The organism is Staphylococcus sp. 11-B-312 (assembly GCF_016743055.1).
GTDB classification, from domain to species: Bacteria; Bacillota; Bacilli; order Staphylococcales; family Staphylococcaceae; genus Staphylococcus; species Staphylococcus ureilyticus.
Genome location: NZ_CP068241.1, coordinates 2,681,866 through 2,694,056, shown reverse-complemented (window position 1 = coordinate 2,694,056; position 12,191 = coordinate 2,681,866). Strand labels below are relative to the sequence as shown.

The window sequence follows — 12,191 nt, the reverse complement described above, 5'->3', positions numbered from 1 at the left end:
CTTTATAGCTATCACTAAGTCAATTACATATATTTATTAAGTTGATTTCAATTAAGAATCAGTTAAATGAACAATAAATGTTTTAACGCTAACGGCTGTTCCAGTTATTTTTATTTCCCATTCATTGTTTTTAAAAGTAACGTTAACCTTCACCTTACCATTTTTACCAATTTCTTGGCCTTGTTCAACGATAAGATTGAGTGGATGGTCTGAATTGTTATGTATGTATTTAACAAAGTAAGCTCCCATAATTCCAGAAGCGGTTCCAGTAACTGGATCCTCTGTTGTTCCAGAGAAAGGTGAAGAAAAATGACGTGCATGCATATTAGCATCTGGATGATATGTTTCAAAACAAAATGGATGAATAGACACGTTAGGCTTTTCGCTTAATATAGAAGGGAATTGGTCATTGTTGGGTTTCATTTTCTTACAAACAGCTAGACTTGTCACTGGAACCAGAAGTGTCCAAACGCCTGTACTTCCATATAAAACTGGTAAATTATCGACGATATCTTCTTCTTCGATACTTAGTGCATGAGCTAAATCTTTATTAGAGCCATTGAATGTCTCAAATTGTGGTGTGGCATGTTGCATAGTGATATATATTTGGTCATTATGAGATACATTCATTCCGATAGATAAAATGCCTGCTTTAGTTTCAATTGTAATTTCGTTTTTATTTTTTAGTAATTGTTTTTCTTTTAAAGCATAAATCGTGGCAATTGTTGCATGACCACAAAGGTCCATTTCATGGCCTGGCGTGAAGAAACGTATTCTAAGGTCTGCCTTATCAGATTTAACAGGAAATGCAGTTTCATTAAAGCCAATTTTTGATGCAATTTCTTGCATTTCCCAATCTGTTAAATTTTCTGTATCCAATACAACGCCAGCAGGGTTCCCTTTATTGGCTTCTATACTGAATGAGTCATAATGATAAACCTGCACGGATTTAACCATTTCATTCCTCCTGATTTTTAAATTCTCTATAAGTTGTAGAACAATTTACATGAGTTTGTTTTGCAATTTTACTTGTAGCTATTATTTTAAAAGAATTTTAATTGATTTATCAACTTTATTATCTCTTTATATAGAGGTTATGACGCTTTTTAGCCTTTATATTAAACTTTGACTTATCCTTTTTTTACTGCTTGTACGCATATAAAATAGTTTTTAGTTAATCATTAGGTGTTATGTCGCGTTGTTTATGTATGGATACCTCTACGTAATGATGAATAAAATTAGTCGAATAAGACACATTCCAAACCCCCCTTACTATTTTCAGTAATGAGGGGTTTTTGTGAATTAAACACAGCTATTGTTTTATAAGTGGATTATTACATTTTGATGGGTAAGAATACAAAATTATGTGTTCCGCAATAGACATAACTATTATTGATATTATTAAAAAGGAAACTATGAATGGAATTAGAAAAAGAGTTTGAATTTTATAATTATGTTTTCAACCGGTTACGTTATATTGGTGACCTCTTACGATAAAAGTACTGACAAAATAGCAGAGAATTATATAGTATAAGTAAAAAGAGGGGGGCGGTACTATGGAAAGTGACGTACGAGTTCATCTGAAAGTAGACGAAGTTCGCACTATAACAGAAGTAAACATCAATACTTTTGATAGAAAAACAGGTGAAAGTTTATTAGAACACATTAATAATTTCACATTTTCAAATTTAGATAAACTAGGGATTAAAACATCAGAAGGTATATTCATGATCAGTAAATCAGATATCATGTTCGCTGAAATATTTGATAAAGAAATCACAATTACGACAACAGAAAAAGAACTTACAACACGTATGACTTTAAGTACATTACAACATAAGTTGGCCGGCGCTTTCTTTATAAAAATATCTAAATCATCAATTATTAATGTTCATTTTATAAAGAAAGTTAATCCATCCTTCTCAGGTAATCTAATAGCTACACTTACGAATGGCAAGAAAGTGTCTATATCTCGAAGATACGTCAAAAATTTAAATAAAGCATTAGGCATATAACATATAAGGAGAGGATTATAATGAAAAGAACCTTAAAAGAAATGTTACAAGGTGTCGGATTTAGCAGTAGCATCACGATTATCTTTCTCGCAGCTAATCACATGAGCATTGGTTTTGGTGATGTATTAGGAATATATTTCTTTGGAGCTGTTTGTGGCTTATTATCTAGTATTTATGTAGTAGAAAGTATACCTTTATTACTGCAATTATTCATTCATTTAAGTGGTAGTGTTATTTCATTTATTGTTGTAGCTTATCTTAATCATTGGTTACCGATGGAGGTTTCCACAGTGGTTTCATCAATTACTATATTTGTGATTATTTTTCTAATATTATGGTTATTATTTTTTATTAATAATCTACTACACAGTAAAAAAGTTAACGCGCAACTAAAAAAGTAAGGAAATGAAGGTTGCCAACAAATAACGATATAAAAGTCAGCAGAACAAAGTAATATCATCATTTTTCTTCACATACAGAACATTCTCATGAAACAAAGACGCCACTAAAAATATTAGCATTTTTCAGCAATCACTTGCTTGATATCGCGCTCTAAGGTTTACGATTGAATTATATTCAAAGGAGGTTATATAATATGGGTAAATTTGACAGTCTACAGGACAAAGTTGTAGTTATTGCTGGTGGTGCTAAGAACCTTGGTGGCTTATTAAGCACTACTTACGCTAAAGAAGGCGCTAAATTAGTAATCCATCACCATGATGAAAATTCTTTAGATGATGCAAAAGCGACACTTACAAAAGTTGAAAATCTGGGCGGAGAAGGTACATTATTTTCTGGTGATTTGACCAAGGTTAGCAATGTCAAAGCTTTATTTCAGCATGCTGAAGCAACGTTTGGAAAAGTAGATATTGCAATAAATACTGTAGGAAAAGTGCTTAAAAAACCGATTTCAGAAACGACTGAAGAAGAATTCGATAGCATGGCGGACATCAACGCAAAGTCAGCTTATTTCTTTATTAAATATGCTGAAAAATATATGAATGATCATGGTAAAATCATCACTTTGGCTACTGCATTGCTTGCTGCTTACACCGGTTTTTATTCAACTTATGCTGGTGGCAAAGCACCTGTTGAGCATTATACACGCGCAGCATCCTCAGAATTTATGGATAGAGGGATTTCAGTAAACGCTGTCGCTCCAGGGCCAATGGATACGCCATTCTTCTATCCACAAGAAGGCGATGATGCTGTAGCATTCCATAAATCCCAAGCGCTTCATAACCAACTTACAAAAATAGAAGACATCGCGCCGATTATTACTTTCTTAACTTTAGATGGATGGTGGATCAACGGTCAAACATTATTTGCAAATGGTGGTTATACGACTCGCTAGTTTACTTTTTAATCATAAGGAGGTCATTTTGATATGTATTACTTTTTAGCAATATTTAAAGGGAAAGAAACAGATATCAAAATTATTACAGAAGCCAAGGTAATAGATGAAAAGAATGTATCTGTGCCAAGTCATAATTACGTTAAAGCATTAGCCGAAGAGATTATTGAGCTATCGCATCAAAATAATTTATTCCATAATGATATTAAAAGTATTGGTTTAAGTATAGATAACCCTGAACACATTGGTTATAACAGTGTGGCGTCATTAAAACATGATATGACATCAACATTTGGATTTGAAGCTATCATTGACAATGACTATGAAGAATTGCTAGTCCAACTTATGAAATAGACAAAAAGGTGACTTTATAAGGTCACCTTTTTTAGGAGGTAAATTATGCAAGTCAAACAAGTTGCCGATAATTTAGGTATCAGTGAACACACCATTCGATATTATGATAAAGCAGGGCTCTTTCCTTTTGTTCAGAGAAATAAGAATGGCTATAGAGATTTTTCAGAAGAAGACTTATATTGGATTGAATTTATAAAATGCATGCGTCAGACACATATGCCTATATCAAAATTAAAAGAAATTGCGGAGTTATATCATCAAGGTAGTGACACAAAAACGAAGCGGAAAAATATATTTTTGGAACATCAAAAAAATTTAATTGAACAAAAAAAGATTATAGATCAAGGGCTTCAAACATTAGAAGAAAAATTTAAATTGTTGGAGAATGAATAGATAAAAGTACAGCGCGAGAAAAAAGAAAATACAAATTACTACTTTCATTTTTTATAGTACTTAACCTTTAAATAAAAATTATTGCCAGCTAGAGAAAATCTATGCGATAGAAAATGTAATTTAAGAGTATTTTGTATCGATTTTTATTAGTTTCTTTAAATTATAAGATATAAATATAGCCAAACACATACACTATATGTATGTGTTTTAATTTTTAAATAACAAGATATAACTTAATAAAAATATTCAAGATTCTAAAAATAAATCCGGTATTTTGAAAATAATTAAATTTATCATGTGTAATCATTTCAATAAAAAGTATATACTATCAATAAATTATGAACAATGTAGGAGTAGATTAAGATTGAAAAATACAAATAAAAAGCCACTGCTAGTGGAACTGAATGAAGATGATTTATACAATTATTATTACTGGAAATATTTAGATCCGTTACAAAAAGCTAAGGAATGGAACGGACCATACATCGAGGAAGAAAAAATGACGTTTATTGAATTCAAAAATAAATATAAAGAAAACAAATATCTTTATAAAAATGCATTATCTATCTTAGCAATAAAGTATGAAAATGAGTTTATAGGTATAGTTTCATCATATTGGAAAGATAAAAAGTCCAAATGGTTAGAATGTGGTATTGTCATATACAAAAATAATAACTGGGGACAGGGTTTAGGTTCTCAATTATTCAATAATTGGATTAATTATCTTTTTAAAGAAACAGATGCTAATAGAATAGGTATTTCAACGTGGTCAGGTAATATTAGAATGATGAAGGTAGCAAGTAAATCTGGGATGATTGAGGAAGCACGTATACGTAAGGGGAGAGTAGTTAATGGTAATTTCTATGATGCGATACAAATGGGTGTTTTGAGAGAAGAGTGGCAAATTTAAGAGTGTTTTTCTAAATATCTAACCTTCTCAATATATGTGTTGAAAAAGTGTAAAATGACTATCTGAGCTAAATCGCATACATAAATCCCACCAACACAATTAATTGAAAAATGGAATTTTTATTTTCAGTTCAATTATCTACTGATAAAATGAATACGTCTGGGACAAAGCAATGATGTCCCAGATTTTTTATCGTCTTCGGATATATCCTTTTTTTAATAAAACATTTTGTTTGCCTAGTTCTCTTTCAATGATTTTCATATTTTCCTTCACACACTTCTAAAACCGTCATAGCAGATGTTGTGGATATTTTCACAATTCACTATAATCGTAAAATTTAAAATTTTTGCATAAATTTCAAAAATAATGGTATATTACATGTAAGGGCTTACATACATAAAGAAAGGAGATATTTATCACTCAATACTTTATTAGTTGGATTAAACATAGATAGGAGAAACTGTATGAAAATTATTCCATTTTCAGATTTGAAAGACATCGTAAAAGAAGGTGATGTTATAGCTCTGGCAGCCTTATCTACAGCAAATTTACCAGCTGAGATACTTAAAACGTTAGTCGAACAATATGATGAGGATCAATCACTTAATAATTTAACGTTCATGCTTGCTAATGATATTAGTGACTATAGAGGTGACAGTTATGATTTAGATTCATTCGTTTCAAGGGGTATGGTTAAACGATTAATCACGAGTATTATTACTGGTTCACCAGCAACGATTCAAGCAATGCAGAACAATGAAATAGAGGCTTATTTCCTTCCTCAAGGTGTTATAACCACACATTATCGAGGAAGTACGGAAGCTTTTCCAGGGCCGATTACTAAAATTGGTTTAAATACAAATGTGGATCCACGTTATTCTGGTGGAAAAGTCAATACATGTACGACTGAGGATTTGGTTTCTTTAATAAATATCAATGATGACACTTATTTGAAATATCAGTTTCCAGAAATTGATGTAGCTTTACTAAGAGGTACATATGCTGATGAAGCAGGCAATATTTATATGAAGCATGAGACACACTTAGGAGAAGGTTTTAGTTTAGCAGCAGCTACGCATAAAAATAATGGAAAGGTCATTGTTCAAGTAAAAGAAGTGATTCAAAGTGGTCGTTTCAATCCAAATGAAGTGTTTATACCTGGCAAATTAGTAGATTATATTGTAGTGAACCGTGATCCAAAATATCATAGACAAGTGATTCAAACGTACTATGATCCGGCACTTTCAGGACATTATCAAATTACAGAGATGCGAGAACCATATATAGAATTGAACACTCGAAAAGTAATTTTGAGACGTGCTGCTCAATTTTTACTTCAAGGTGATGTCATCAGTATTGGTTTTGGCATAAATAATGAGTTATCCAATGTTTTAACTGAAGAAGGGGTTAATAATTTAGTACAGCCCAATATAGATACAGGCGTGTTTGGTGGTTTGATTAGCAGCGGAAAATATTTTGGTATGAACTATAACTTAAGTGCACGTATGAGACACGATATGACTTGGGATTTCATTTATAACGGAGGCGTTGATATAGCCTTTCTAAGCTTTGCTCAAGTAGATTCCAAGGGTAATGTAAATGTCTCAAAATTTGGCAATAAAATGAATGGCTGTGGTGGGTTTATCGACATAAGTCAAACGGTAAAAACAATTGTCTTTTCCGGTTCGTTAGTTGTCGGGGGTCAACTAAGTTATGAACAGCGCAAGGTTAATGTAGAACAAGAAGGTCACATACCAAAATTTATCAATGAAATTGATAATATTGATTTCAATGTTGAAAATGCGTTTTTGCTTGAACAAGAGATTTACTTTGTCACCGAAAGGGCTGTATTTGAACTCACACAACAGGGATTAATGCTCATTGAAATAGCTCCTGGTCTTGATTTAGAGCGAGATATTCTAGCAAATATGGAATTCAAGCCGCTCATTGCAACGCATTTGAAAGAAATAAATAGCGATATTTATCAAGATAAGTGGGGAGGATTGTCTGATGCAATAAAGTCGGATTATCGTATTTAAACTAAGGGGGAGAAAAATATGAACTACGACTGGATTAAAACAAGAGCGACATTTGATGATGAAAAAGCCGCAGTGATTGACCCATTCAAAGGCACAGAATGGACTTATCAAGATTTAAATATTCGTGCAGAAAATTTAGCTAATCATTTACAAGATCAAGGTGTAAAACGTGGCGATGTCGTCGGTATATTTACACCTAATGACGTAGCATTATTAGATTTGATGTTCGCTTCATTTAAATTGGGGGCTGTATACTTACCAATTAACTGGCGTTTGAAAACACAGGAAATAAAAAGTGTGATTGCAGATTCAAATGTCAAACTCATTTTTTACGCTGAGAAGCATGTCTCAAGTTTAGAAGGTATTGCAGATGACTTACTGCACATGGATATTGACTCAAAAGTATATGATGATATAGTAGATCCTTCGCAACACCGTCCTTTCAATACTGTTAATGTGGAAGGAAACGATTTAGCATCGTTAATGTATACAAGCGGTACAACGGGATTACCTAAAGGAGTTATGTTTTCATACGATTCTTTTGTAAATAATCCAATCAATATTGCACTGACTTATAAAATTAATTCGACATATACAACAATTATTTCCACACCAATGTTCCATGTCTTAGGATTTAACGATTTGACGCTGCCTTTATTAATGGCTGGAGGCACTCTGATATTACAGCGTTATTTTAATGGCGAAGCGCTAAATGATTTAATGGCTCAGTACAAACCAAATTATTTAATTCAGATTCCAACGATGTATTATGCCATGTTGGTAGCAGAAAATTTCGACTTAAAAAACTTTGAAAGTATCGATTTCTTAATTCAAGGTGGTTCATCACCTTTACCAATGGTACAAAAGAAATTTAATAGTTTAGGCTATTCAATTATTAACGGTTATGGCTTAACTGAAGCACCGCTCGTAATGGTCAATACACCGGAAAATGGTGCGCAGAAACCAGGCAGTATTGGTAAACCAGTCATGTTTATGGATATATGCATATTCGATGATAACTTTGAAGAGGTAGAAGTTGGTGAAATCGGTGAACTTGGCGTTCGTGGTAATAATATAACACCTGGTTATTGGAATAAACCTGAAGAAACTGCAAAAACATTTCATGGCGAATATTTCTTAACAGGCGATTTAGCAAAAGTAGACGAAGATGGTGATGTCTATATCGTTGATCGTCGTAAAGAAATGATTATTACTGGTGGTGAGAATGTCCTACCTTCCGAAGTGGAAACGGTATTAGCAGAACACCCACTCGTAGCTCAAGGGGTTGTCGTTGGATATGATAGTCCTAAATATGGTGAATCAGTTGCTGCAGCAGTTGTGCTTACCGAAGATGATCCGGATTTTGAAGCAAAATTAGATGCGCATATGCGTGAAAATATTGCTGGTTATAAAATACCGAGATTATATTTGAAATTGACACACATGCCATTGAACTCTACATCAAAAGCAGACAAATTAGAACTTCAGAAATACATGAATGAGAAAGCTCAACAAGAAGCCAAAGGTGTTGACGATTTGAATTAAAATAAAATGCTGAAAAGCACAAAATTTTTTTACTATAAATGTAAGCGCTATCAAAAAATGGAGGTTTTAATTATGCCAACAAAAGAAGAAACACTAAAAGCATTGTACCCAGAAGATATTTTAAGTATTGGAAAAGATTTAACGGAAGGCGAAGTGAAATTATTAAAACAATTGAATGATATGTTAGAAGAAAAATATCGTGATTCTGTGAATGAACATTGGTTAAATGCCACTGAGCCAGAAGGTTATTTTGACGAGTTAGGAAAACTTAACTATTTTAATAATCCATTGCTGTTTGAAGGTCGTGAAGGCGCCCGTACACCGAGTCAAATGTTCCAGTTTTTCATGTCATATACGATTGCAAGATTTGATGTATCTTTAGCAACATTGTTAGGTGTGCATCAAGGATTAGGACATAATTCATTTTGGTTTGGCGGTAGTAAAGAACAACAGGCCTATTATCTACCCAAGTTACAATCACATGAATTACGTACTTGTTTTGCGTTGACAGAACCAGAACATGGCTCTGATGTCGCAGGAGGGTTAGAAACAACTGCAAAACGTCAAGGCGATGAATGGATTATTAATGGAGAAAAGAAATGGATTGGTGGAGCAAATGTTTCAGATGTCATGCCAGTCTATGCCGTAGATGTTGAAACTGGCAAACCGAAAGGATTTATAATTGAGCCAAGTCAAGAAGGCGTAGAAATTGAACTGTTAGAACATAAAATTGCACTAAGAATCGTACCTAATGCAAAAATTCGTTTGAAAAATGTTGTCGTCAAAGAAGAACAGCGTTTACAAAATATTAATAGCTTTAAAGATATCGCGAAAGTTTTATATTCAACACGTGCAGGTGTGGCTTATATGGCGACAGGTGCAATGGCTGGCGCATTGAAAGCAACGACAGATTACGTAACAAAACGTAAACAATTCGGTAAAGAAATTAGTAAATTCCAACTTATTCAAGAAAAATTGGCAATGATGCAAGGAAACTTAGCACAAGCCATGGCTACATGTGCACAGCTCGCACGTATGCAAGCTAACGGTGAATATGATGAAGTAGCGACTTCAACAGCTAAGATGATGAATTCATTAAGATTGAGAGAGACTGTAGCCATGGGTCGTGGTGTTCATGGTGGTAACGGTATATTAGCTGGAGAATATGATATCGCTCGTTTCTTTGCAGATGCAGAAGCAATATACACATACGAAGGTACACACGAAGTCAATGCATTAGTTATCGGTAGAGCAATTACAGGAGATTCCGCATTTATATAAAGATTTATGTGTAAGATGTTAATGAAAAAATTGGAGGGTTTAGTATGACGATAAGAAAAGCAACAGTGCTAGGTGCAGGAACAATGGGTAGTCAAATTGCTGCACTACTTGTAAATGCAGGCTTAAAAGTTAAATTATTGGATATTGTCATTGATGAAAATGATCCTAACAAAATCTCGAAAAAGGCTTATGAAGCAATTACAAATCCTAAACGTCCACAACTGTTTGATTTATCATTTGCCTCAAACTTATCATACGGTAATTTCAATGAAGATTTACAAGATGATGATGCAGATATATATATTGAGGCGGTTAAAGAAGAAGTGGACATAAAGCATCAAATTTGGGATCAAGTTAAAAAAGTAGCGAATAATGATGCAGTGTTTGCAACAAATACTTCAGGTATTCCAATTGAAGCAATTGCAGAGGTATTTGATGATAGTGATAAAGAAAGATTTTTCGGTATGCACTTCTTCAATCCACCTAGAATCATGAAATTAGTGGAAATTATCCCCAATAAACAAACACATTCAGCGGTTGTTGAACGGGTACAAACCTTTGCAGAAGATGTATTAGGTAAAGGGGTAATTGTAGCAAATGATGTACCTGGTTTTGTTGCCAATAGAGTTGGCACACAAACAATGAATGATATTATGTATCGCGCAGAACAGCAAGGTTTCTCTATTACTGATGTTGATGCATTAACTGGTCGCATTATTGGTCGACCTAAAATGGGCACATATGGGCTGTCTGATTTAGTAGGATTAGATATTGCTATGGCTGTAATCAAAGGATTGCAAAAAATTCCAGAAGAGCAACCATTCTTCAAAGATGTAACACTTTCTGAAAAATTAGCCGAAAATGGTGCACTCGGAAATAAAACAAAACAAGGGTTTTATAAAAAAGTAAATAAACAACGTTATGTTTATGATGAACAGCAAAATGACTACGTTGAGCCAAAGCAGCCACAACTAGAAATTTTAGGTCATTTTAGTAAAGACCTTGCCTCAAATTTAGATGTTATCTTTAATGCACAAGATGATGCAGGTGTATTCTTATGGGAAACATTGAGAAATAATTTCTATTATTCAGCATTGAATGTACCAAAAGCTGCGGAAGATTTTAAAGATATTGACCGCGCATTAGTTTGGGGATTCAACTGGAAATTAGGACCATTCCAATTATGGGATTTAATGGGATATGAACGTGTTAAATCTCGTATGAAAGAAGAATTAGGTCAGTTACCAGATTGGATTGAGCAACGCAACGAACCGTTTTATGCTGAAGGTGAATCTATTGAACGCGTGACACCTGTAACAGCTTATATCGATTCAGAATTGTGGGATAGATCCGATTCTAATTTATCTATAGCAAATAAAGATCAATTATTATTAAAATTACAAAGTAAAAATAATGTCATTTCAAATAGCTTTTTATCTGACTTATTAGAAGCAATTGATAAGCTTGAAAATGAAGACTTCACGAGCATGGTGATTTACGCAGGTGGTAACAACTTTAGTGTAGGTGCTAATTTATATCAAATGAAGAAAGCACATGAAGACGGGAAAGTGGTTTCTGAAGTAGGTGAAGCGGTCGAACAATTACACCATGTATTTGCGAGACTAAAACATGCGTTGAAACCTGTTGTAACAGCTGTTCAAGGACGTGCATTAGGCGGCGGTTGTGAACTTGTATTACATTCACCAATTGTTGTAGCGGCGAGTGAGTCTTACATTGGCCTTGTAGAAACAGGTGTAGGTTTATTGCCAGCAGGTGGCGGACTAGCAGAACTAACAGATCGTATTATGCGTACAAATCATAAAAAAGATGATAAACAAGCGTCTATTACCAATATTTTAATGCAAATTGGCTTTGCTAAAGTATCTACAAACGCTTATGAAGCAAAAAGATATGGCTATTTAAAAGAAACAGATACAGTTATTTTAAATACCGAAAGACGTATTGAAATTGCATTGAAACGTGCGCGCTATGAATCTGAAGCGAATTATGTACCACTTCCAAAAACTCAATATATCGCTTTAGGTCGAGACTTTAAAGCGTTAGCGGAAGGTCAATTAGATGCACAGCGTGTGGGTCACTTTATTAGTGATTACGATTATGAAATAACATTGAAGATTGCAGAAGTACTAAGTGGTGGAGATGTTCCACGTAACACCTATGTAAATCAAAGATATTTACAAAAACTAGAAAAAGAAAGATTTTTAGAATTACTTCAAAATAAAAAAACATACGATAGAATTTCTCACATGTTAGAAAAAGGAAAACCGCTACGCAACTAA

11 protein-coding genes are annotated in these 12,191 nt (G+C 33.5%); 10 read left to right on the top strand and 1 reads right to left on the bottom strand.

The annotated features are described in order from the left end of the window. Nucleotides 1-51 precede the first annotated feature (51 nt). Nucleotides 52-957, bottom strand: a complete 906-nt coding sequence (locus JG554_RS13020; RefSeq protein ID WP_107360310.1) for a PhzF family phenazine biosynthesis isomerase — start codon at nt 955-957, stop codon at nt 52-54. Between the two features lie 599 nt (nt 958-1,556). On the opposite strand from JG554_RS13020, the gene JG554_RS13015 reads away from it, so the two are divergent. The 10 genes from JG554_RS13015 (at nt 1,557) to fadB (ending at nt 12,191) form a co-directional block, all read left to right on the top strand. After that, a complete protein-coding gene (locus JG554_RS13015) occupies nt 1,557-2,015 on the top strand; it encodes a LytTR family DNA-binding domain-containing protein (RefSeq protein WP_070657220.1) in 459 nt (152 codons plus the stop codon). Nucleotides 2,016-2,035: 20 nt separating this feature from the next. Then, nucleotides 2,036-2,416: a DUF3021 domain-containing protein gene (locus JG554_RS13010; RefSeq protein WP_103161311.1), complete on the top strand. Its 381-nt coding sequence runs from the start codon at nt 2,036-2,038 to the stop codon at nt 2,414-2,416. A gap of 194 nt (nt 2,417-2,610) precedes the next feature. Then, nucleotides 2,611-3,369 (top strand): SDR family oxidoreductase, encoded by a 759-nt coding sequence (locus tag JG554_RS13005; protein ID WP_070038498.1) that lies wholly within the window; start codon nt 2,611-2,613, stop codon nt 3,367-3,369. A 33-nt stretch (nt 3,370-3,402) separates the two neighbouring features. Further along, on the top strand, nt 3,403-3,723 hold the full coding sequence (locus tag JG554_RS13000; RefSeq protein ID WP_046207146.1) for a hypothetical protein: 321 nt from the start codon (nt 3,403-3,405) through the stop codon (nt 3,721-3,723). A gap of 45 nt (nt 3,724-3,768) precedes the next feature. After that, nucleotides 3,769-4,116, top strand: a complete 348-nt coding sequence (locus JG554_RS12995; protein WP_046207145.1) for a MerR family transcriptional regulator — start codon at nt 3,769-3,771, stop codon at nt 4,114-4,116. A gap of 364 nt (nt 4,117-4,480) precedes the next feature. Next, a complete protein-coding gene (locus tag JG554_RS12990; protein WP_238394776.1) occupies nt 4,481-5,026 on the top strand; it encodes a GNAT family N-acetyltransferase in 546 nt (181 codons plus the stop codon). A gap of 464 nt (nt 5,027-5,490) precedes the next feature. Continuing rightward, the gene (gene fadX, locus JG554_RS12985) at nt 5,491-7,065 is read left to right on the top strand and encodes a fatty acid degradation protein FadX (RefSeq protein ID WP_064209694.1); all 1,575 of its coding nucleotides are present in this window, start codon (nt 5,491-5,493) and stop codon (nt 7,063-7,065) included. Between the two features lie 18 nt (nt 7,066-7,083). Continuing rightward, complete coding sequence (fadD, locus tag JG554_RS12980; protein ID WP_064209693.1) at nt 7,084-8,610, top strand: long-chain-fatty-acid--CoA ligase FadD; 1,527 nt, start codon at nt 7,084-7,086, stop codon at nt 8,608-8,610. A 72-nt stretch (nt 8,611-8,682) separates the two neighbouring features. Beyond that, complete coding sequence (gene fadE / locus JG554_RS12975; RefSeq protein WP_046207142.1) at nt 8,683-9,891, top strand: acyl-CoA dehydrogenase FadE; 1,209 nt, start codon at nt 8,683-8,685, stop codon at nt 9,889-9,891. A gap of 44 nt (nt 9,892-9,935) precedes the next feature. Further along, nucleotides 9,936-12,191 (top strand): 3-hydroxyacyl-CoA dehydrogenase/crotonase FadB, encoded by a 2,256-nt coding sequence (fadB, locus tag JG554_RS12970; protein WP_107359943.1) that lies wholly within the window; start codon nt 9,936-9,938, stop codon nt 12,189-12,191.

Coding starts and splice junctions, on each gene's coding strand:
- JG554_RS13005 (WP_070038498.1), top strand. CDS start 2,611: ATGGGTAAATTTGACAGTCTACAGGACAAAGTTGTAGTTATTGCTGGT.
- fadD (WP_064209693.1), top strand. CDS start 7,084: ATGAACTACGACTGGATTAAAACAAGAGCGACATTTGATGATGAAAAA.
- fadB (WP_107359943.1), top strand. CDS start 9,936: ATGACGATAAGAAAAGCAACAGTGCTAGGTGCAGGAACAATGGGTAGT.
- fadE (WP_046207142.1), top strand. CDS start 8,683: ATGCCAACAAAAGAAGAAACACTAAAAGCATTGTACCCAGAAGATATT.
- JG554_RS13000 (WP_046207146.1), top strand. CDS start 3,403: ATGTATTACTTTTTAGCAATATTTAAAGGGAAAGAAACAGATATCAAA.
- JG554_RS12995 (WP_046207145.1), top strand. CDS start 3,769: ATGCAAGTCAAACAAGTTGCCGATAATTTAGGTATCAGTGAACACACC.
- JG554_RS13010 (WP_103161311.1), top strand. CDS start 2,036: ATGAAAAGAACCTTAAAAGAAATGTTACAAGGTGTCGGATTTAGCAGT.
- JG554_RS13015 (WP_070657220.1), top strand. CDS start 1,557: ATGGAAAGTGACGTACGAGTTCATCTGAAAGTAGACGAAGTTCGCACT.
- JG554_RS13020 (WP_107360310.1), bottom strand. CDS start 957: ATGGTTAAATCCGTGCAGGTTTATCATTATGACTCATTCAGTATAGAA.
- fadX (WP_064209694.1), top strand. CDS start 5,491: ATGAAAATTATTCCATTTTCAGATTTGAAAGACATCGTAAAAGAAGGT.